This is a genomic window from Chitinophaga lutea (genome assembly GCF_003813775.1).
Taxonomy (GTDB): Bacteria; Bacteroidota; Bacteroidia; order Chitinophagales; family Chitinophagaceae; genus Chitinophaga; species Chitinophaga lutea.
This window is the reverse complement of record NZ_RPDH01000002.1, coordinates 713,698-735,274: the sequence shown is the minus strand read 5'-3', so window position 1 is coordinate 735,274 and position 21,577 is coordinate 713,698. Positions and strand designations below refer to the sequence as shown.

Genomic DNA, 21,577 nt, shown 5'->3' with positions numbered 1-21,577 from the left:
TCGTTATCTGCTGGTGATGGTTCTGTATTTTTTGATCACGGCGGGGTTACCCGCCACGATGGCGTATTCGGGCACGTCTTTGGTCACCACCGCGCCGGCGGCGAGGATGGAATGCGCGCCGATGCGCACGCCGGGAAGGATGATCACGCGGGTGCCTATCCACACGTCGTTGCCGATCACCACCGGTTTGCGTGGCGTGGCGCCCTGCTCGCGCATGGGAATGTCCGTACGGTCGAAATTGTGCCCGCCGGACAGGATGGTCACTTCCGGCCCGAACATCACATCGTCCCCGATGATGGTGTCGTTGCCGATCCAGCAGTTGTGGTTGATGCCGGTGTAGTTGCCGATCACCACGTTTTTACCGCTGCCGAAGTGGACGTTGCGGCCGATCTTGATGTGTTTGCCGGCGCTCTGGAAAATCCGGGAGGCCAGCCAGGTACGGAAACTTATGGCCAGGCTGCCGATCGGCCTCGGCGGGTCGGGCAGCCAGTTGGCGATGCTGTAGTAGAGGTACAGCAGAAATGATTTGTACAGCGAAATGTTGGAGCGCTTCAGGAAGTACAGGGGATTGTCCCGGTACATTTTTACACGGCCCGTCTGGGCGTCTGTCTTTTCTTCAAACAGGTGATCTGGTACCATTTTATTGCATTTGTAGTTCATAGTGCTCATCTTCCTCTTCCGCCGTTTCGGCCACGAGGCCGTAATAGGAGTTGAGGAGGATGGCGCTGATGCCCGGGATATACAGGCGCAGCTGCTGAAAGGGTGAAAACAGGAATATCCAGATGAGCCCGATGGTCATCAGCACCAGCACGGGGTAGAGCGCAAGCTCCTGGCCGTTGCGGATGATGTAGAAGCCCATCTTCATCAATACGAGGAAGAGGTAGAGCACGGCGATGAAACCGCCCAGGCCCCAGTTGACCCAGGCGCCCAGCAGCACGGAGTGGCTGGGTACGAGGTGCTCGGTTTCTTTGGCAGCCTGGAAGTTCATGTCCTCGTCGTGGTACATGAGGAGTATCATGTAATACTTCAGGGTTTTGTCCTGCGCCCATGAACCGTGCCCGAACAGGGGCTGGTCCATGATGGCGGTGCCGGCGGCGAAGGTTTCGGCGCGGCCCGTCATGAGCAGCTCCAGCGGATTGTATGGATTGGCCAGCCTGGATATCTGCGTATGGGAGTGCTCGCCGCCTATTTCATGGTTCAGTACGGATTTTACGTAAAACATATATCCCACCTGGAAGATGATGGCGGCCAGTACGGCAAACACGATGATCTTCTGGCGCGAGATCTGCACCCGGTTGTTCATGAAGTGGATGATGGTAGCCCCCAGGAAGAAGATCACCCCAGTGGAGCGGCTGTCGAACGCGAAACAGAGGAGGCTGCAGCCGATGAGCACCATCATCATCAGTTTGGTTTCCCCTTTTTTATAGAGGTAATACAGCACCAGGTACAGCGCCATGGTGATGATGGGTACGATCTTGAACTTGAAGAAGCTCATGTCCGAATCCACGATATCGTCCGTATAAATGATGTTCTTGATCATGGTCATGAACAGGAACAGCAGGATGGCCTGCGTTTCGTTCAGCATTTTGAACAGCACGATGAATGACAGCATGGCGATGATGGTGCCGGCCCATCCTCGGAGGTAGTTCTGCGGTGAGTTGTGGACGATCAGCAGGTCGGTCACCACCTGGAAGAGCAGCAGCACTACCAGCGCCGCCAGTATCTTTTTCAGGTAGGGGTAGGCCTTCAGGTCGTCCGGTTTGAACGCGAAGGGCGCCGATGCCAATACCAGCAGCTCGTTCAGCCAAAGCTGCCCGATGAGGTTCACCTTGATGGTGCTCAGCATGGTATATAGAACGACGCCTGCTTTTTTGATATTCATTCCGTTACCAATTGAGGAGTGACAACCGGCGCCTGCTGCAGCGCGTAGCGGAGGATGTGCTCCAGCCGCTCCGCGTTTACGCCGGCGCTGTATTCTTTCATGAAATCGTCGTGCAGCAGCTGCCCCAGCTGCCCTTTACCGTTGAAGGTGAGCAGGGCATGGCGGAACGCCGCGGGGGTATTGGCCACAATGAAGTGGTCGCTGAGCACGCCTTCCACGCCTTTGGCCGTGGCGATCACGGGGGTGCGCAGGGCCATGGCCTCCAGGCACTTGAGCCGGGTGCCGCTGCCGTGCAGCAGCGGGATCAGCACGCCGCTGGCCATAGAAATGTAGGGTTTGATATGCTGCACTTTCCCGATCGCTTTAATGTTTTTATAGTGCTCCGCCCCGGTGATCTGCTGCAGCGACTCGCGGGAGTGGCGGCCCACCAGCCACAGCTCGAAACGGCCGGCCAGTTCGTCGTTCCATACCTGTTCCACCAGCCACTTCAGGCCTTCGTGGTTCATGTACATGGAAAAATTGGCGGTCATCACCAGCAGGTTCGGCACCCGTTCTTCCCGGAGCGTATATTCCTGCTCGTCGAGGAAGTTGGGGATGGTGAATATCTTTTCGGGGGCCACAAACTCCGCATGGTATTGCCGGTCGGGCTCGCTCACCACCATCACCGCGGCGGCCTGCGGGAAATACCGCCGTTCGTGCGTTTTTTCGAGGTTCACGAGCTGGGAGCGGCGCAGCTTCTGTACGAGGCCGGCGGCGGGTTTCTGCAGGGTGTGCAGGGCCTGCGAGTTGTGGGAGCCCAGCACCACGGGAATGCGCATGGCGCTGAACCAGGGAATGTACTGGCCGATGAAACCGTAATCGAGCACGGCCACGTCGATATGATGACTGCCGCAGATGTCGCGGAACAGTTTCAGCACGGCCGGGTTCTGGCGGAAATAAAAATTGCCGGTGAGCCGGTCGGCCAGGCTGAGCGGTTTTTCGTGGTGGGTATAAAATTCCACACCGGGAATGAGGTATTCCGACAGGTTTTCATCTTCCTCGTTGCCGATAATGGCGAACACCCGGTGGCCGAGGCCCGCCAGTGCCTTGAGCAGGTAGGCGCTCCGGATTTTTTCGCCGCCGTTTTGCGGGAAGGGAGAGATATGGGTAAAGAATAAAATATTCATGTTCACATGTTCTTTATGGCTGGGTTTTCCATTCCGGCCGTTTGCGGTTTATCCGGGCGAGGGCCTTGCCGGCCATTTCCCCGAGTTTTTGCTGTTCGTAAGGCGTAAGTCCCATTCCGCGCACCAGCAGCGAAACGGACACAACAGACACTGCGCCGGTAGCCAGTAAACGGAGAAACCCTTCTTCCATGGTGAAATAGGGGATTAGTGAGATGGCCGTGGCCAGCGTTACGGGCAGCAGCGACTGCCATACCACGTTTTTCATAAAACTGCCGGCCGCGATGCCCGTCAGCTGATGGGCCGCCAGCAGGCGGTACAGGCCGATGAGGCATTCTATCGCTACACTCAGCACCAGTACGGAAGCGGGCGGCATACCGGCCTGCAGCAGCAGCCACGCGCCGGGAATGTTGAGCAGCAGCAGGGCGCACAGCACCGTCTGGAACGTGCCGATGCGGCCAACCGCCTGCACGGCCATCTGGAGGCCGGCAGACAGTTGGTACACCAGTGAAGCGGCAACAATCAGCCGGCAAAAAGCAACGGTATGCTCCGGCGTGTTTTTGAGCCAGAGCTGTAAGATGTAAGGCATTTCAATCATCGCCGGTATGGCGAAAAAAGCCAGCAGGAAAAACGAAAATTTGCAGGCCATCAGGCTCAGCATCTGCATCCGCGCGCGGTTGCCGCCGCCTTCGCTTTTCACCAGCTGCGGGTTCAGGGCCTGCAGCATGGTTACGGCGAAATAGCTGAGCTGTGCGCTCACCTGGTTGGCGATGGCGAACGCGGCATTGATCACCGCCCCGAAAAATACGTTCAGGATCACGGCGATGCCCTGCGTTTTGGCGATCACCCCGGAAGCGCCCACCATCGCCCAGCCGGAATAAGCCAGCATCTCCCGGAGGAGTTTGCCGTCGTAATACCGGGTGTTGATGCTGCTCTCGGAATAACGCGCGGCGCAGTACAGCATCTTGAACACGAGCATCATCACCATCAGCAGGGCGAGGCCTGCGCCGTAATACACCAGTTTGTCGCCGCTCATGTAACTGAGGCCGATGGCCAGCGCGAGCTTGAGCACGGCCTCCACGATGCCCGTGACGGCTACCAGCAGCATGTTCTCCCGGGTGTTGATGAGCGCGTCGTACGGAACGGACACGATCGTGAAAAAGGCGCTGGCCGTCATGCAGTGAAAAATGATCTTCGCCGCGGGCAGGCGCTCCGCGGGAATGTTCAGCACATGGCCGAACAAATAGATACCTGATAACTCCAGCAATCCGACCACGAGTACGCTGATGAAGAGGTGCAGCCAGATGCCGGAGTTAAAAGCTTTTTTTAATTGCAGCAGATCGCCTGAGCCGAGGAAAAAGGACATATAACGCTGGGTAGACAGGGTCATGGAACTATTGAGGAAAGACAGCATGGCCACAATCCCCGCTACCAGGTTAAATATCCCGTAATCCTCGGCGCCCAGTCCGTTCAATACAAGCCTCGTGGCGTACAATGCGATAAACATCGTCACCAGCATCTTGCCGTACAGAAAACCTGTATTGATCACTACTTTATTGGCTGCCTGCATATTATCCGATAAGGTGTTCTAATTGTGCCACGTCTTTTTTGCGGAACAGCTCCACATCGGCCGCCACCATTTCTTTCACGAGCTCCGCCAGGTCGTACTTCGGTTCCCAGCCCAGTTTGGTTTTGGACTTGGTGGGGTCTCCGATGAGCAGTTCCACCTCGGTGGGGCGGAAATACCGCGGGTCTACCGCCACCACTTCCTTGCCCACGGGCAGGATGTATTCCTTGTTGCGGCAGGCGGCTACCACGGCGGTTTCGTTCACGCCCTCGCCGGTGAATTCAAGTTCCACGCCCAGTTCGTCGAAGGCCATTCTCACAAAGTCGCGCACGCGGGTGGTGATGCCGGTGGCGATCACATAATCGTCCGGCGTATCCTGTTGCAGGATGCGCCACATGGCTTCCACATAGTCCTTGGCGTGGCCCCAGTCGCGCTGCGCGTCGAGGTTGCCGAGGAACAGTTTGTCCTGCAGGCCCAGCACGATGGCCGCGGCGGCGCGGGTGATCTTGCGGGTCACGAAGGTTTCACCGCGCAGCGGGCTTTCGTGGTTGAAGAGGATGCCGTTGCAGGCGAACATGTTGTACGCCTCGCGGTAGTTCACGGTAATCCAGTAAGCGTATAATTTGGCCACCGCATAAGGGCTGCGGGGATAAAACGGCGTGGTTTCGCGCTGGGGCACTTCCTGCACCAGCCCGTACAGTTCGGACGTGCTGGCCTGGTACACGCGGGTTTTCTGCTCCAGTTTCAGGATGCGCAGGGCTTCCAGGATGCGGAGAGTGCCGATGCCGTCCGCATTGGCGGTGTACTCGGGCGTATCGAAGCTCACGCGCACATGGCTCATGGCGGCGAGGTTGTAGATTTCGTCGGGCTGCGTTTCCTGGATGATGCGGATAAGGTTGGTGCTGTCCGTCATGTCGCCGTACAGGAGGCGGAAACGCACGTCTTCGGAATGCGGGTCCTGGTACAGGTGATCGATCCTTTCCGTGTTGATGAGGGAGGCGCGGCGTTTTACGCCGTATACCATGTATCCTTTCTCCAGCAGCAGTTCTGCCAGGTAGGCTCCGTCCTGTCCGTTTACGCCGGTAATTAAAGCTACTTTCATTTGTTATGTTTGTTTTTTAAGTGGTCAAATGGAACGCCGCATTGCATGCTACGTTTCATGTTGCTGTGTCTTTAGTGTCGGGTGAAGCGCTTCGGCTTCAAAGGTTTCAAGGTTATCCGGGTTGCCCGGTTATATCGCGTTGATCATGGAAAACTGTTTTTTCACAAAGTCGCTGTACGCCATGTGAATGCCGGTGCGCAGGTCCATGCTGTGCTGCCAGCCCAGGGCGTGCAGTTTGGACACGTCCATCAGTTTGCGGGGCGTGCCGTCCGGTTTGCTGCTGTCGAAAATGATATCGCCTTCATAGTTCACCACCTCTTTCACGGTTTCCGCCAGCTCGCGGATGCTCAGGTCTTCGCCGGTGCCGATGTTCACCAGTTCTTCGCCGTCGTAGTGATGCATGAGGTACACGCAGGCGTCGGCGAGGTCGTCGGCGAAGAGGAACTCGCGTTTGGGCGTGCCGGTGCCCCACACGGTCACGGATGGTTGCCGGTTGGTGCGCGCTTCGTGGAAGCGGCGGATGAGCGCGGGCAGCACATGCGAGTTCTCGGGATGGTAATTGTCGCCGATGCCGTACAGGTTGGTCGGCATCACGCTGATGAAGTTGCAGCCGTACTGCTGGCGGTACGCTTCGCAGAGCTTGATGCCCGCGATTTTGGCGATGGCGTACGGTTCGTTGGTGGCCTCGAGGGGACCGGTGAGCAGGCTGCTTTCCGTGATGGGCTGCGGCGCCATGCGCGGGTAAATGCAGGAGCTGCCGAGGAACATCAGTTTCGTTACCTGGTTCACATAGGCGGCATGAATGATGTTGGCGGCAATCACCAGGTTGTCGTACAGGAAATCGGCCCGGTACGTATTGTTGGCATGGATGCCGCCTACTTTGGCGGCGGCGAGGAATACGTAGTCGGGTTTTTCCGCCGCGAAAAATTCGTTGACGGCCTGCTGGTTGCGGAGGTCCAGCTCCGCGGAGGTGCGCAGCAGGAGGTTCTGATACCCCAGGGAGATCAGTTTCCGTTTAATGGCGCCGCCCACCATTCCACGGTGGCCGGCGATGTAAATTTTATCGGTGAGTTTCATATGCTGTGTTTTGCGGAGGATTAAAGCAGTTCGGGGCGGTTTTCTTTCACCCACTGGTGCAGTTGTTTGATTTCCTGGCCTTTGCCTTTCTGCATCACGAGCAGGGCGCCGGGGGTATCTACCACCACCATGTTTTCCACGCCCACCAGGGCCACCAGTTTCTCCTTGCCGATCACCATGCTGGTCTGCGGGTCGCTGTTGATGAACACGGCCTGCTGGTTCTGGTACTGGTAATGCTGCATGAGGGCTTCGGTGAGGGCTTCGTAGCTGCCCACATCGCTCCACTGCATGCGGGTGGGCACCACTTTCACGCGGTCGCTTTTTTCCATCACGGCATAGTCGATACTGTCTGCCGGGATTTGCTCCATGCTTTCCATGCTGAGCACGCCGGTGCGCAGCCATTCGTTGGCGGCGAGCGCGGCGGCATCGTAGATGGCGGGGGCGTATTGTTTCAGCTCGTCGAGCACCACGGCGGCGCGGCAGCAGAAGATGCCGCTGTTCCAGAGGTAGCCGCCGCTTTCCATCATTTTCACGGCGTTGGTGTGATCGGGTTTTTCCACGAAACGCACCACATCGTGCTGATCGCGGTACTGGATGTAACCGTATCCCGTTTCCGGGTAGGTGGGCTGCAGGCCGATGGTGACGAGGTAATTCTCGCTGGCCAGCCGGTGCGCCGTTTCGATGGTTTGTGCGTAGATATCCGGCGTGCCGATCAGGTGGTCGGCCGGCGTGATGAGCAGTATTTCGTTGGGGTCGCTGACGAACGCCGCCAGGGCAATGGCTGCAGCGGTGTTACGACCTACAGGCTCGGCAAGCAGGGTGGGAGAGTCGGCACCCGCTTCGTCCAGTTGTGTTTGTATGACGGAGGCCTGCTGTTCGTTCACAATGGCCATAACATCCGTGCAGGCAAATGTGTTGCGCAGGTAGGTGATCTGTAACAGGCTTTTACCTTCGAAGAGGGGCAGCAGCTGTTTGGGCGTCTGGCGGTTCGAGAGGGGCCACAAGCGGGTGCCCGCCCCGCCGCATAGCAGGATATGATACATTCGGTAAATCGGTTATGTTTAGAAATCAGGATGCGGTGACCATCATTACTTCGTCTGCATTGACGGTGGCGAGCATGGCATAGCCGAGGCTGTTGAGCACGGCTTTCACCCTGTTTTTGCCCAGCTCTATAATGCGGCCGCGCTGATGCATCAGGGGCCCGGCGGTGATCTCCACCAGGTCGTTATGGCGCAGCGGGAACTTTTCGAGCGATACTTCCCTGTAGTGACGGAGGAAGCGCTGTATCAGCTCGATCTCATGGTCGGGTATCATGGCGGGCTTGCCCAGCCAGTACACAAAATTGACGATGCCTTCCACTTCACGCACCAGCTGTTTTTTACTCTCGGGAACACGCACGAATACGTAGGAAGTGAACAGCGGTTCGTACACCACCTTGCGGCGGTCGCTCCACTGGCGGCTTACCTGGTTGAGCGGGCAGTAACATTCGATCTGCCTGCGTTCCAGGGTGGCCGCTACTTTTTTCTCCCATCTGGATTTGGTATACACGGCATACCAAGCATGTGATTCCTGTTGCATACGGTTTTAATTTTACGGTTAACGGGTTTTCATAATGTGGAATAAATACCGGCAGTCAGGAAGGGGTAAATCGGCACAGCTTCGCCCTCTCAGTCACAAAAAGTGAGTTGGCACAGGCTATGGTTTTCAGGTTTTCCAATAGTTATGTTAGATGTTGAAGATGTTCTTGATGAACCTCTTGCTTTTTCCGTTTTTGTTTTCTTCCACATACCCATAACCGTAGCCATAGGAATGTGCCGCCACACCGCGGGGTTTCACGCCGTTGAACACGAGGTTCAGCTTGCCTACTTCCCGGTTGCGGTACAGCTCGTCGATCATTTTCAGGTGCAGCCTCGGCGTTACGTCCTGGCGAACCACATACAGGCAGGCGTCGGTCATCGGCGCGAGCAGGCGTGCATCCGTCACCAGGCCCACAGGCGCGGTATCGATGATCACATAATCGAACATGGTTTTCAGCTTGGCCAGCATCCCGTCGAGGCGGCCGTTCAGGATCAGCTCCGTCGGGTTCGGCGGAATCACGCCGGCCGGCAGGATGAACAGGTGGTCGTTCCCGGGCACGGGGCGGAGCATGTCCGACAGGGATGTACCGCCCACGAGGTAATTGGTGATGCCCGGTTCGCGGGCCACATGCAGCATCTTGCTGATCATGGGCTTGCGGAGGTCGAACTCCAGCAATACCACTTTTTTACGTATCAGCGAAAGGCTGATGGCCAGGTTGATGGAAATGAAACTCTTGCCTTCCCCGGAAATGGAGGAGGTGACGAGGAGCGTTTTATTGTCGCCGTTGAGGCCGATGTACGACAGGGAGGTCCGCAGCGACCGGAACTGTTCTGCCACCATGCTTCGTTTGCCGTCGGCGATCACTACGGACTCCTTATTGTCATCAAACATGATCTCTGCCACTACCGGCGCATCGGTCGCTTTCTCGATGTCCGATTTCTCTGCTATTTCGCGGTTCATGATGTCTTTGAGGGTGATCAGGGCAGCCACGAACGCAATGCCGAGGGCAATGGCGATGGCGATCACGGTGAGGCGGCGCGGGCTGAAAGGCACGGCGGCGCTCTGGGCCGGGTCTACCACGCGGCTGTCCGATATGGCGGCGGCATAGGCCAGCGCCGTTTCTTCCCGCTTCTGCAGCAGGAAAGTGTAAATTTCGTTCTTGATGATCTGCTGGCGGCTTACTTCCAGCAAAGCGCGTTCCTTGCCGGGCACGGTGCGGAGCATGCCCATAAAGCGGCCGTTGGCGCTTTCCAGCCGGTTTTTACCGGCCGTGAGGTTGCTGCGGAGGCTTTTGATGTTCTCCAGGATGCTCGGGCGCAGTTTGGCGATCTGGCGGTCGAGCGCCTGTAGAACAGGGCTGTTCTCCGCCGTGGTTTTGGCCAGCTTCTCGCGCTCCATATCGGCCTCGTAGAGCTTGCTCACCAGTTCCAGCAGCACCGGGTCCGTCAGGCCCAGGGTAGCGGGCACGATGTTCTCGCTGCTGTGTTTGCCGGTCACGTAGTTCTCGATGGATTCCAGCACGGACAGCTGCATATTCGCCTCGCTCATCTTGGAATCGTTTTCCTGTACGCTTTCGAGGAACAGTTTGCTCTGTTCGCTGATATCCACGATGCCTTCGGCCGTTTTGAAACGTTCCACTTCTTTCTCCACCTGGTTCAGTTCCCTGGTCACGATGCGCAGGCGCTCTTCCACGAAACTCATGGTGCTGGCGGCCACGCGGTTCTTGTCCTCGATGGCCGCATCGTTGTACACGCGTATCAGTTCGTTGAGGATAGCTTCGCCACGGGAGGGCGCCACGTCGGCATAGTCCAGTTTAATGACCGTGGCCATTTTCGACACGGGCGATACCTGCAGGCGGCTCAGCAGCGTTTGCGCCGTTTGCTGTGCGTCGGTGATCTGCAGGTAACAGGGCATATGCGGAACGGCTATACCGGTCCGGGGTTTGATCACCATCTTGCCCCATGGGGTGGCCACGGTATCGAACAGGGGATAAGCCTTGTTGTACAGGAACACCCGGCGGTGCGTGGAGTCATACACCATCGGCACCTTCTCGGGATAGCCTCTCTTTATCTTTTCCGGCTGGAGAAACACGAACTCCAGCGGGGCATAGTCGTATGCCAGCAAATCCCTCACCTGGCCCTTCTGGTATATTTCGCCGTAGAGGTGCAGGTTTTTGGCGACAGACTCCGCGAGGGTACGGGAGCTGAGGATTTGCATTTCGTTCTCGATATTCTTGTCGGAACCGAACAGGTCGAGGGTCGACAGCAGGTCGGATTCGCCGATTTTTTTGGACTCTTCCTTGACGAGCAGGGTAGCGGACACCTTGTAGGTGGGCGTTGCATACCGCAGGTACACGAACGCGCCGGCTACGGCCAGGATGGTGATGAGCACAAATAAAGGCCAGTGCGACAGATAACGATACCTGATCAGCGCCAGCAGGTCTGTTTGATCCTGCGATTGCGTACGCTTCTGCGCGTTCGGTTGCTGCCCGTTGGGACGGGAAATGTGTACGTTGTTCATGTCTTAACCTTTAATTGTTCACAACCAGCCTGTCTACCAGAATCACCACCAGGCTCAGTGCGCTCAGCACGATCGGAACCACGGTGTTGGCTTTACTGGTGGTGGCCACTTTCGATTTGGTGGGCTCCACGTATACGATATCGTTCGGCTTCAGGTAGAAGTAGGGGGAGCTGAGGCTGGCCTTGTCGTTCAGATTCAGCCGCCGGGTGGTGCGCACGCCGTCTTCTTCCCTGATGAGCAGCACGTTCTCTTTTTTACCGTAGATGGTGATATCGCCCGCCATGCCCAATGCTTCGAGCACGGATATTTTTTCACTGCTGACGTTCACGACGGCGGGATGCGCCACTTCGCCCAATACCGTTACCCTGTAATTGAGGAAGCGGATGCTCACCACGGGGTCTACCAGCAGTTTGCGGTTGAGCAGCTGGTTGGTGATCGTGTCCGTGAGGGCCTTTTTCGTCAGGCCGGCCGCTTTCAGCTGCCCCAGTACGGGGTACTGGATATTGCCCTGCTGGTTCACCAGGAAACCCGCTGCCGGGTTGGCGGCGCCTGCCGTTACGACCTGCGCGGAATTGTTGCCCGTGGGCATGCCGCCGGCAGAATACGTGTTGGGCAGGTTGAACAGGGCGGCCTCTGTCGGGTTGGCCGCGGTCACATTGATCTGCAACATGTCGTTCTTTTGGATGACGGGCTCAAAGTCCACTTTCACGGACGCCAGCGTTGTGTCGTTCAGGTTGTTAAAGTAGGCGGCTTTTTTGGTATTGACACATGAGGCGAACAGGCAACCGCACACGGCCAGTAAAAAGGTTTGTCTTCTAAAGAATGGTTTTCGGTTCAATGACATCTAATCGTATTTGATGATAAAGCCCTATGAAGAATCATAAGAATTACAATGCAATATTAAACTACACGCATCTTTATGGAACTACTCACAAGAGTATAAATCGGGCCGCGTGATGAAATGTACCTACTCATTAAAGTAGTGGATCAGTGTGGCATGTTAACGCAATGTTACGCGATGCATTTTTTATCGCTGCGGAGCTGCTTTTTTATGCGGGAACAGGGTATTTGTTTCCGGGCGGAATGCTTATGGGTACAAGGTTTCATCGTTCCACAACATTGCATGTGCATGCACGGCATGCAGCCAGTACAACGGTATGACACGGATCAACCATATCGCAGCATCACGGATGTTTTCTCCGGCTTTTGTATTACATGCGTCACCCTGCCGGATACGTGATACAATGGCAGTCAGTAAAGGTTGTTCGACCAGATTTTCGAGATCAGCTCCGACTTGGAAGTGACATTCAGTTTCTGGTAAATTTTTTTCAGGTGCTGGTTAACGGTGAATACGGTCACGAACAGCTTTTCGGCCATTTCCTTGTAGGTGTGTCCGTCTTTGAGGAGGTGCAGCAATTCGTACTCGCGTTTGGTGAGTTTGTCTTTCACGCTTTCGAGCGGGTCTTTGCTTACATGATCGATGAGGAGGTGAGCGGCGCGGGGAGATAAAGTGCCGCCCTGGTTGATGGCGTCGATGATGGAATGATAGATTTCCATCAGGCGGCTGGTTTTGATGATATAGCCGCTGGCGCCTTTCATGATGGATTCAATCACATACTGTTTGCCGTCGTGCCCGGAAAGGATGATGATCTTCGCTTCCGGGTACACGCGCTTGAGTTCATCCATGCCGCTGATACCGGATTCGCCCGGCAGCGAGATGTCGAGTAATATGGCTTTTACATCCGGATCTTTGTATGGCAATGTCTTGAATTCTTCCATGGAACGGCATGCAAAAACGACTTTGCATTCCTGGAAATCTTCTAGAAACTCCTTGTAATTATTCAGCTGGAAATGGTTATCCTCAATAATTCCGATCGATATCATATTACGGGTGACGTTAATACAGTTGTCATAGCGATATGGTCCAAGGCTGCATGTATATCAAATTTAATTCCAATTTTTTTCAAAAGCTCTAACAGCTGTTTAATTTAATTGATAAGTAACGAAACCGGGGCTACTGCTGTTTTACTTACTTGAGTAAGTAATATGAGAAAAACATATTAGTTGTAGAATTATATCTCATTTTATCCACAATCTACAATAAAAATTCAAGTTTCCTGTTAAAGTGCGGAATACAATTGCTATCTTACTTATCCATTATACACCGTGAAAACCCGGAACCATATCAGATCAGGCGACCTTATCGCAAGAAGAGACCTGTAAAACCTGAGGAAAACCATTAAGACAAGCATGAAGCCAATGCACTATATCAAGGTGAACCATTTGCTCAATGGCATCAAGTCGCCCGTATTGATCATTAACCCCTCGGCGATGATAGTAGAAAAAGCCAACGACGCAGCGATCGCACAACTGGGCGATCAGCTCACCGGTAACCCGTTAGCGGCAACTCCCCTGAACGATTCGTTCATCCTTACGGCAGTAGCCAACGGCCGTAAACAGCACATCGATTTTAAATCGAGCCGGATACACATTAACCGGAAAGCCTATCTGCTGGCCATCGGGCAGCCCATCGAAAAAGAACAGAAACTGAAGCTGAAACTCCTGCACCTGGAAAAGGAACGGTCTTTGCAGGAGATGAAAGCCAACTTTATTTCCATGACCTCCCACGAGTTCAGAACGCCGCTGACGGCTATTGCTTCGGCGGTAGACCTGCTGGAGGCGCGCCTGCAGCGCGAGGGGAGAATGGATGAGTTCTACACGCGCAACATCGGGAAAATATCGCACGAGGTTTTCAACCTCAACACGATGCTCGATGAGATCCTGACGCTGAGCAAAATCGTATCGAATAATTATGAAGTCGACAGAAAGCCTGTAGATGTCCGCAAGGTGATCGAGTACCTGAAATACCAGTATTTTTCCGAAAGAAAAGATGAAAGATCGCTGGAGGTGGACATTTCGGGAGAACCACGGAAAGTCTTGCTGGACAAGGACCAACTGTCGAAGATTCTGACCAACCTGATTGGTAATGCCTTTAAATATTCCGTTAAGAAAAACCCTGCTATCAAACTCCGGTACCACAAGCACAAATGTGTGATCAAAGTATTCGATTACGGCATCGGCATACCGGCCAGAGACATCCCGCATTTGTTCAATTCCTTCTTCCGCGGCAGCAACGTGGACGGTATTGAAGGAACGGGCCTCGGGCTGGCCATCGTCAAAACGTTCGTGGAAATGAACCAGGGGGAAATAGCAGTGAGCAGCGAAGAAAACAAAGGAACAACATTCACCATCACATTCAGATACAAACATGAATAACACCATACTCCTGATCGAAGATAAGACCAGTTTGTCGGACACTTTGAAAACACTGCTGGAGCTGCACGAATACAATGTGCTGCTGGCCGAGAACGGGGAAGACGGTGTGCGCCAGGCACGCCAGAGCCTTCCGCAGCTGGTGATCAGCGACATTTACATGCCGGTGATGAACGGCTACGAACTGCTGGATATTTTCCGGAAAGACCAGCTGTTGCGCAACATCCCGGTGCTCATGCTCACCGCGAAAACGGGCATCGACGAAGTGAACAGGGCCATGAAGAACGGCGCGGCAGGGTACGTGACCAAACCTTTTCTGTTCAGGAACCTGCACGCCACCATCCGCAAAATATTACTCTGAGCCCAGGCTCCATTGTGCGCCGAGCATAAAGCCGGTGTTGTTGCCCAGGTTGCCCCAGTCAAACGCCAGCCCGCCTTTGACCGTAAAACCTTTTACCGGCGTCAGCCATTGTACTTCCTGTAATGTGTACCATTGGGTGAGCGCTTCGGAGAAATTTTTATCGTTATAATTCCCGTGATTCTTCGTGTAGGTGATCAGCGTTTTCGCTTTCAGCGCCTGGCCGATGGTGTACAGCCCGCCCACATGCAGGCCGGTGACGCGGTTGTTGATGATGTTCCAGCCGCGGTTTACGGTGGAGTCGCGGTGCTGGTTCCAGTCGAACGGTTTCATATCGCTGAAATAATGCTGCCCGCGCTGGCGGTTGATGAACAGCGGTGTACCCACTATGCGGTCGTGGTACTCCCAGCCGGTGAGGTACACCCCGTTGTTGTAATAACTTTCGCGCTGGTTCAGCGGATGCCAGCTGTTCATCTTTTTCGTGTTGATGAATTCCAGCGTGAGTTTGTTGAGGATACCGTCGGGGTTTTTGTTGGCGTAACCGATGCCCAGCAGGCGGTCGGTGTTTTTGAGGGAAATGTTCTGTCCCGTTTCGAACATCGATTGATTATACAGTAACAGGCGGAGTTTGTCGTTTTCCCAGCTGATGCCGCCTTCCACCACGCCGCGGTGGTCGCCGGGGCGGTTGGGCGCTATTTCGTCGCTGTTCACCGTGCCGTCGTCGCCTTCCTTGCCGATCACGATGTTCCAGTAATCGGCAAACGAGTTTTTGATCTTCGGCAGGTCGGGCCGGTTGCCGCCCCATACCGCGAAGTGCTGGATGCCGCCGTACACACGCAGCCGCTCTTTACCGATGCGGAGGTAAAATGTTTTTTCGTGGAGATAGGCGTCTTTAATGAACTGCCGGTTGCCCATCCACCCGTGACTGAACTGGCCTTTCACCTGCAGCCAGCCGTTGGTGAAAGGCACGTCCGCATACTCCGTCAGCGCGATGCCCACTTTGGGAATGGGCAGCGCGTTGCCGCTAATGCCCCAGGAGCCGGAGGATAGTTCGTGGTCCATATCGCCGGTCAGTTCTTCGTAGCGGCCCGCCCTGATTTCCCATTTGCGGTAGCCTGCCTTTACGAAGGCTTCTTCAAAAAACACGTCTTTGAAGTGATTGTTATTGTAGAGGCTGGCGCCGTAACGCAGGTAGAAGTCTTCCTGCTGCCCGAAGCGGTGTGTATTGCGCAGGCGCAGGTAGGTGGACAAATCGGAGCGGCGGTCGCTGATGGTGCCGAACCGTTTGGAAACGAGCCATAGCGGCAGATAGTCTTTAGTGGCAATGGTACCCATGGTGCCGGCCTGCAGCTGCAGGGAATCCGCGAAGCCGCCTTGCTGGGCAAAAACGGGCATACAGGTCCCTGCGATGGATATGGTTATGAGCAGGTGTTTCAACATACGTGCAAATTACTGGCTGGGGGCCAGGGGGAGAATACTTAAATGAGTATTTATCGGCCCCTGGCGCCATTAAAAGCTACTGAAACCGGTATGGCGCCGTACGGTTGTTTTGCTCCCTGAATTTTAACATTTTCTTTAAGGTGAAATGGTGTAGATTTAATCTTCATCAAAAAAAAGGAGGTATTCATGCAATCTACAGGATATTCATGGAAGCCTTCGGTTAGTATCGCCTAACCGGGCTGTTCCATATAAGAAAACTGTGACGCGGACGCGTCTGAAGCCTTCCGGTGTAATGCCGGGAGGCTTTTTGTTTGGGGGGTTACCTGTTAGAGGGTATTAGAATTTCTTTTCATTTAAATATTTTGTTTTAAATTTGAGCGAGTTGTAACTACCGGCAGCTGAATTGATTTGTTGTTTGTGTGATTGTTCCCCGGCTGACGCCCATAGTTAACCTATACTGAATTGCAGGGCTGTTCGATTTTTCTAGTAGCATACCTGCAATATATTTAAGCAGAATCACCCATACCAATGAATTCAGCTATTATGAAGCACCGGTTATTTGTTTTGCCCTTTCTGTTTTTTTCCGTTGGCGCATTCGCGCAAAATAAGCCTAAAGATGAGAGTGTCCGGACGGCGGTACCTGTGGCTGTTCCCGGAGCGTACACCAACCCGGTGATCAATTATGTCCGTACCTGGGAGCCCAACAAACCGTTGACCGATCCGGCCGCCGTTTCAGCCTCCGGAAGCTCTCCTGTTGATATCCGGCAGGCTACCCAGTACGTCGACGGATTGGGCCGGCCGATACAAACGGTACAGCGGGGCATGGCCCCGGGGCAGAAGGATTTGGTGGCGCCGGTGATCTATGATGCTTTCGGGCGGGAGGTGCTGAAGTATCTCCCATACGCCGATCAGGGGAGCGGGACGGGCAATTTTAAAACCGATCCTTTCAATACACAAAAGGCGTTTTATGAAAACGGTACCCTGAACCCCGGCACAGTGGGGGAATCCGTGTTTTATTCGAAGACGGATTATGAAGCCTCGCCCCTGAACCGCCTACTGCGTGCTTACGCGCCGGGCAACAGCTGGGCGAAGGAGGATTTGTCCACCGTGGAGCGGGGCGGTAATAAACCCGTGGCGCAGCAATACCTGGTGAATACCAGTGCGGACGCTGTTCGTATCTGGGATGTTCCGGCTAACGGCATCCCGGTGACGTCCGCGATTTACGGCGATGGTCAGCTCTTTAAAAATGTCACCACCGATGAGGCAGGCAACAGCGTGGTGGAATACAAGGATAAGGAAGGGCAGGTGGTGCTGAAGAAAGTACAGATTGCTGCCACGCCGGGTAACGACCATACGGGCTGGCTGTGCACCTACTATATTTACGACGATCTGAACAACCTCCGGTTTGTGATACCCCCCAAAGCCGTGGAGCTACTGCCTGGCCGGGGCTGGTCACTGGCGGATGACGAGCTGCGTAATGAGCTTTGTTTCCGCTACGAGTACGACGGGCGCAAGCGGATGATCGTCAAACAGGTACCGGGCGCCGCCGCGGTGGACATGGTATATGATGCCCGCGACCGGCTGGTGTTTACCCGCGACGGCAACCTGCGAGGCCAGGGGAAGTGGCTGGTGACGCTCTACGATGAACTGAACCGCCCCATCATGACGGGCCTCTATACGAGTTCGGAAACACCTTCCCAGTTACAGGACGCCTTAAAGGTGCCTTCGGGCGCCGTACCGGTCAGCTATGTGATCAAACCGCCGATGAAGCTGACGGTCAACAGCCACGACGGCCGCGCGGAATACAAAGCAGGCGAGACGATCGAATTTACCGACGGCTTCGACACGGGCGGGGGCAATACCGATGCCTTCATCGACCCTAACGGCACGCTGTATACCGAAACCACAACGGCCAACAACCCGCTGCCCGGCCTGAACACCGCGCAGCTGGAACCGCTGACCTATACCTACTACGACAACTATGAGTTTGCCGGCAAAAGAAACGCCGAAGACCTGACGGTGGAATCCATCAGCCATGCGGGGCTTTACCTGGACGCCTTGCCCATCAGTTTGCAGGTGAAAGGCATGGTGACGGGCGGTAAGGTGAAGCTGCTCGACGGCAGCAACCAATGGCTGACCACCACTACTTACTACGACGACAAAGGCCGGGTACGGCAGGTGCTGACCGACAATGCGTCTGACGGTGTGGACGTGATGACCTCGCTCTACGACTTCACCAACCGGGTGGTGTCCACCAAACTGGTGCACCGCAATCCCCGCAGCACGCAAACGCCCACCACCACCGTGCAGACGATGATGCAGTACGACCATGGCGGACGGGTGGTGCTGGTGCGTAAAAGGCTGAACAACCGGCCGCATGTGGACATCGCCACCAATGAGTACGATGCCCTGGGCCAGCTGAAACAGAAGGCCTTCAAAAGAACATCAGGCTCGTCTCCGGAAGTTCTGGAAACGCTCGATTACGAATACAACATCCGTGGCTGGCTGCGGGGGATTAATAAACCCTATGCCAACGGCACTGCCACTGCCAACTTTTTCGGGCAGGAGCTGAACTACGACAATGGCTTCGACAGCCCGCAGTATAACGGCAACATCGCCGGCATCCGCTGGCGCGGTACCAACAATGCCACCTACAAACATGCCTACGGCTACGGCTACGATGCGGCCAACCGCTTGCTGAAGGCGGAGTTCACCCAAGGCTCCGGCACGTCGTATAACTGGGCCACCAATGCCCAGGCACTATACAATGTGACAATGGGCAACGGCACCCAGGCCAGCGAGGCTTACGATGCCAACGGCAACATCCTGCGGATGCAGCAGGCCGGCGGCACCGGGCCGATGGATGATTTGCGGTATGAATACCTCGGCATCGGCAACAAGCTGAAAGGGGTGAAGGATGACGTGAACAGCACCGGTTCCGTTTTGGGGGACTTCAAGGAAGTTACCGTGGGGGGCGTCAACGACTACCTGTACGACGTTAACGGCAACCTGACCAAAGACGACAACAAAGGCATCACAGGTATCACGTACAACCACCTGAACCTTCCAAATGAAATTACGATTCCCGGGAAGGGCACGATACGGTATGTGTACGACGCCGGGGGCACCAAACACCGCAAAACGGTGACCGATCAAACGGGCGCTACGGTCAAAACCACCCGTACCGACTACATCGGCAGCACTGTTTACCAGAACGACACGATGCAGTTCATCGGCCATGAAGAAGGCCGCTTCCGGGTGAATGCTGCACAGAGCGGCCAGCCGGTGCAATACACAGTGGATTACTTTGTCAAAGACCACCTGGGCAACGTGCGGATGGTGCTGACGGAAGGCACCGAGCAGCAGCTGTACCTGGCGAGCATGGAACCGGAGCGCTCGGCTACGGAGAATGCGCTGTTCAGCAACATCGAATCGAGCCGGAGCGTCAAACCAGCCGGTTATCCGCAGGATGCTACCGCCGGTTCGGAAAACAAGCAGGTAGCCAAACTCAACGGCCAGCACCCTGACAAAAGGATAGGCCCTTCACTGGTGCTAAAGGTGATGGCGGGTGACACGATCTCCATCGGGGCCAAAGCATTTTACAAATCCATCGGCGGTAAACAGGATAAATCGCTGATACCCGCCGCCGACATGGCCGCCTCCCTTATCCGTGCCTTCGGCAGCGGCCAGCCGGGCAGCAGCCAGAAGGAGATGGCCACGGAAGGCGCCGGCCGCACCCCGTTTAACGACCAGTTCATCAACGACGGCTATCAGCGAATGAAGGAAAAAGAACCGGTCGACCCGGCGCAGGCCAACCGCCCGAAAGCCTACCTGAATTTTGCGCTGTTTGACGATAAGTTTAACTTAGTAGAGGAAAATAGCGGGGTGAAGCAGGTGAAAGCGGAGCCCGACCAGTTGCAGACGCTGGCGCAGGATAAGATGGTGATGAAGAGCGGCGGGTTCCTGTATGTGTATACCAGTAATGAGACGCCGCAGGATGTGTTCTTTGATAATTTGACCGTGCTGAATAACCCGGGGCCGGTGCTGGAGGAGACGCATTATTATCCGTTTGGGTTGACGATGGCGGGGTTGTCGACCAAGGCCATGAATAAGCTGGAGCAGAATAAGTACGGGTATAACGGGAAGGAATTGCAGAATGGGGAGTTCGGAGACAACAGTGGGCTGGAATGGTATGATTACGTGGCGAGGATGTATGATCAGCAGATTGGGCGGTGGCATGTGATTGATCCGTTATCAGAAAAGATGCGCAGGCACTCACCTTACAATTATGTGTTTGACAATCCGATCCGGTTTATAGACCCGGATGGCATGGGGCCAGATGACATAATTATAAGAGGAAGTGCTGAATTCCAGAGGAAAGCGTTTAACGATTTACAAAGCTTATCTAATGTAAAGCTTGCCATGCTTTCCAATGGGACAGTTGTAGAAGCAAGATCTGTTCAACAACCATTCACTGTTGCATTGACAGGTGTCGTTGAAATGACAAATAGTGTTGAAGCTCGACCGTCTCCAGCGCCAAAACCTGTAGGAACAGCGACGGTTATTGAACTAATAAATTCTGATCGTGTCACAACGATTGTTGAAACTTCTGATGGAAATAGTGCTGCTCCGTCGAGCGCGGAAGCCAATTTGCGCCAAGACGGCAGCAGAGGTAGGGGTTCAGATGTGACGGTTGAATTTAATCCAGACAGAACTGCTGGAGGCGTTGATGTAAATGGAAGTAGAAATAGACCAACTAAAATAGGGTTAGGGCATGAGTTGCTGCATGCCAGGCATATGGTTCGGGGAGAAAGAAGTACCCGTCAGTCAAATAGCGTAGACCCGGATGGTAGTGGTACTGTACTAAGACAGGAGGAACTAAATACAAGAAGGGAGGAAAACAGACTACGTGCGGAACATCATTTGCCGGCAAGAAGATTGCCATAAAAAAGAATAGAAGATGAAATTTCTTTGTTTTATAGTATTATGCTTAGCCAGTTGTGGCAGTGTGAAAAATGACAGGATGAAAGAATTGCGATATACAATAGATATCTGGGATAGGGATTATTCACTGGCCCAAACAACCAAATATCACATCGATAACGATAGTTTGGTGATAACACTGATTTCGGGCTTAAAAGGAGAGTCAGATAAACGGCTGGTTGGAAGGGGCTTAGAAGACAGCGAAAAGGAGCGAATTCAGCTTTTTTTGGGCAAGCTTGATCTTGGTAAATTGAATGATAGGTATATTAATGATTTAATTGAGGATGGAGATCGTAAACACCTGGTCATTCAACTTAATAACGACATTAAAAAAATTGAAATCGCCAACTATTATCAGAAAAATATAGCTGAATTATTTCAAACAATTAACCTTACCATAGGTGACGGCCCGAAAATTAAGTATAAACAAAGGTAGCTTACTCCGGCAGGATCAATCATTACTTTTTTAGACAAATGATACTTTAATGACGATAATTCAGACTAGTATGATCGCGAGCTGACTGAGACTATACATAAATTGAGTTCTTTTAAAAGTTCGTGCCTGGTTGCGGTTAAGGTTGGCCGGCATAGAGAGGCGAGATTAAAAATAGCGCTATTTGTAAGTATGGAAGAC

At 54.3% G+C, this 21,577-nt stretch carries 16 protein-coding genes; 4 read left to right on the top strand and 12 right to left on the bottom strand.

Annotated features, from left to right (window positions below):
* Positions 1-3: 3 nt before the first annotated feature.
* The 11 genes from EGT74_RS27265 to EGT74_RS15225 form a co-directional block, all read right to left on the bottom strand.
* A complete protein-coding gene (locus tag EGT74_RS27265) occupies positions 4-639 on the bottom strand; it encodes an acyltransferase (RefSeq protein WP_220392885.1) in 636 nt (211 codons plus the stop codon).
* Between the two features lies 1 nt (position 640).
* A complete protein-coding gene (locus EGT74_RS15270; protein ID WP_123847450.1) occupies positions 641-1,882 on the bottom strand; it encodes an O-antigen ligase family protein in 1,242 nt (413 codons plus the stop codon).
* Positions 1,879-3,048 carry a glycosyltransferase gene (locus tag EGT74_RS15265; RefSeq protein WP_123847449.1) on the bottom strand — a complete coding sequence of 390 codons (1,170 nt, stop codon included), beginning with the start codon at positions 3,046-3,048 and terminating at the stop codon, positions 1,879-1,881. The genes EGT74_RS15270 and EGT74_RS15265 overlap by 4 nt, the downstream gene beginning before the upstream one ends.
* A gap of 13 nt (positions 3,049-3,061) precedes the next feature.
* A complete protein-coding gene (locus tag EGT74_RS15260; protein ID WP_123847448.1) occupies positions 3,062-4,615 on the bottom strand; it encodes an MATE family efflux transporter in 1,554 nt (517 codons plus the stop codon).
* Between the two features lies 1 nt (position 4,616).
* On the bottom strand, positions 4,617-5,714 hold the full coding sequence (gene gmd / locus EGT74_RS15255) for a GDP-mannose 4,6-dehydratase (protein WP_123847447.1): 1,098 nt from the start codon (positions 5,712-5,714) through the stop codon (positions 4,617-4,619).
* 129 nt (positions 5,715-5,843) lie between these two features.
* The gene (gene fcl / locus EGT74_RS15250; protein WP_123847446.1) at positions 5,844-6,791 is read right to left on the bottom strand and encodes a GDP-L-fucose synthase; all 948 of its coding nucleotides are present in this window, start codon (positions 6,789-6,791) and stop codon (positions 5,844-5,846) included.
* Between the two features lie 20 nt (positions 6,792-6,811).
* Positions 6,812-7,834 carry a mannose-1-phosphate guanylyltransferase gene (locus EGT74_RS15245; RefSeq protein ID WP_123847445.1) on the bottom strand — a complete coding sequence of 341 codons (1,023 nt, stop codon included), beginning with the start codon at positions 7,832-7,834 and terminating at the stop codon, positions 6,812-6,814.
* A 25-nt stretch (positions 7,835-7,859) separates the two neighbouring features.
* Positions 7,860-8,369: a UpxY family transcription antiterminator gene (locus tag EGT74_RS15240; RefSeq protein ID WP_123847444.1), complete on the bottom strand. Its 510-nt coding sequence runs from the start codon at positions 8,367-8,369 to the stop codon at positions 7,860-7,862.
* A gap of 147 nt (positions 8,370-8,516) precedes the next feature.
* Positions 8,517-10,889, bottom strand: coding sequence for a GumC family protein (locus EGT74_RS15235; RefSeq protein ID WP_123847443.1), 2,373 nt, complete (start codon positions 10,887-10,889; stop codon positions 8,517-8,519).
* A gap of 10 nt (positions 10,890-10,899) precedes the next feature.
* A complete protein-coding gene (locus tag EGT74_RS15230) occupies positions 10,900-11,733 on the bottom strand; it encodes a polysaccharide biosynthesis/export family protein (protein ID WP_123847442.1) in 834 nt (277 codons plus the stop codon).
* Between the two features lie 407 nt (positions 11,734-12,140).
* A complete protein-coding gene (locus EGT74_RS15225; RefSeq protein WP_123847441.1) occupies positions 12,141-12,773 on the bottom strand; it encodes a response regulator transcription factor in 633 nt (210 codons plus the stop codon).
* 366 nt (positions 12,774-13,139) lie between these two features.
* Here EGT74_RS15225 and EGT74_RS15220 point away from each other — a divergent pair, with 366 nt between their 5' ends.
* Positions 13,140-14,165, top strand: coding sequence for a sensor histidine kinase (locus EGT74_RS15220; RefSeq protein ID WP_123847440.1), 1,026 nt, complete (start codon positions 13,140-13,142; stop codon positions 14,163-14,165).
* Positions 14,158-14,523: a response regulator gene (locus tag EGT74_RS15215; RefSeq protein ID WP_123847439.1), complete on the top strand. Its 366-nt coding sequence runs from the start codon at positions 14,158-14,160 to the stop codon at positions 14,521-14,523. The genes EGT74_RS15220 and EGT74_RS15215 overlap by 8 nt, the downstream gene beginning before the upstream one ends.
* Here EGT74_RS15215 and EGT74_RS15210 read toward each other — a convergent pair.
* Positions 14,515-15,960: a capsule assembly Wzi family protein gene (locus EGT74_RS15210; protein ID WP_123847438.1), complete on the bottom strand. Its 1,446-nt coding sequence runs from the start codon at positions 15,958-15,960 to the stop codon at positions 14,515-14,517. The genes EGT74_RS15215 and EGT74_RS15210 overlap by 9 nt on opposite strands.
* A gap of 642 nt (positions 15,961-16,602) precedes the next feature.
* On the opposite strand from EGT74_RS15210, the gene EGT74_RS15205 reads away from it, so the two are divergent.
* On the top strand, positions 16,603-20,907 hold the full coding sequence (locus EGT74_RS15205; protein ID WP_220392884.1) for a DUF6443 domain-containing protein: 4,305 nt from the start codon (positions 16,603-16,605) through the stop codon (positions 20,905-20,907).
* Between the two features lie 13 nt (positions 20,908-20,920).
* Positions 20,921-21,379 (top strand): hypothetical protein, encoded by a 459-nt coding sequence (locus EGT74_RS15200; RefSeq protein WP_123847437.1) that lies wholly within the window; start codon positions 20,921-20,923, stop codon positions 21,377-21,379.
* The last annotated feature ends 198 nt before the right edge of the window (positions 21,380-21,577 follow it).

Bases quoted from the DNA above. Each gene is read 5' to 3' on its own strand.
- EGT74_RS27265 (WP_220392885.1), bottom strand. From the start codon at position 639: ATGGTACCAGATCACCTGTTTGAAGAAAAGACAGACGCCCAGACGGGC.
- EGT74_RS15270 (WP_123847450.1), bottom strand. From the start codon at position 1,882: ATGAATATCAAAAAAGCAGGCGTCGTTCTATATACCATGCTGAGCACC.
- EGT74_RS15265 (WP_123847449.1), bottom strand. From the start codon at position 3,048: ATGAATATTTTATTCTTTACCCATATCTCTCCCTTCCCGCAAAACGGC.
- EGT74_RS15260 (WP_123847448.1), bottom strand. From the start codon at position 4,615: ATGCAGGCAGCCAATAAAGTAGTGATCAATACAGGTTTTCTGTACGGC.
- gmd (WP_123847447.1), bottom strand. From the start codon at position 5,714: ATGAAAGTAGCTTTAATTACCGGCGTAAACGGACAGGACGGAGCCTAC.
- fcl (WP_123847446.1), bottom strand. From the start codon at position 6,791: ATGAAACTCACCGATAAAATTTACATCGCCGGCCACCGTGGAATGGTG.
- EGT74_RS15245 (WP_123847445.1), bottom strand. From the start codon at position 7,834: ATGTATCATATCCTGCTATGCGGCGGGGCGGGCACCCGCTTGTGGCCC.
- EGT74_RS15240 (WP_123847444.1), bottom strand. From the start codon at position 8,369: ATGCAACAGGAATCACATGCTTGGTATGCCGTGTATACCAAATCCAGA.
- EGT74_RS15235 (WP_123847443.1), bottom strand. From the start codon at position 10,889: ATGAACAACGTACACATTTCCCGTCCCAACGGGCAGCAACCGAACGCG.
- EGT74_RS15230 (WP_123847442.1), bottom strand. From the start codon at position 11,733: ATGTCATTGAACCGAAAACCATTCTTTAGAAGACAAACCTTTTTACTG.
- EGT74_RS15225 (WP_123847441.1), bottom strand. From the start codon at position 12,773: ATGATATCGATCGGAATTATTGAGGATAACCATTTCCAGCTGAATAAT.
- EGT74_RS15220 (WP_123847440.1), top strand. From the start codon at position 13,140: ATGAAGCCAATGCACTATATCAAGGTGAACCATTTGCTCAATGGCATC.
- EGT74_RS15215 (WP_123847439.1), top strand. From the start codon at position 14,158: ATGAATAACACCATACTCCTGATCGAAGATAAGACCAGTTTGTCGGAC.
- EGT74_RS15210 (WP_123847438.1), bottom strand. From the start codon at position 15,960: ATGTTGAAACACCTGCTCATAACCATATCCATCGCAGGGACCTGTATG.
- EGT74_RS15200 (WP_123847437.1), top strand. From the start codon at position 20,921: ATGAAATTTCTTTGTTTTATAGTATTATGCTTAGCCAGTTGTGGCAGT.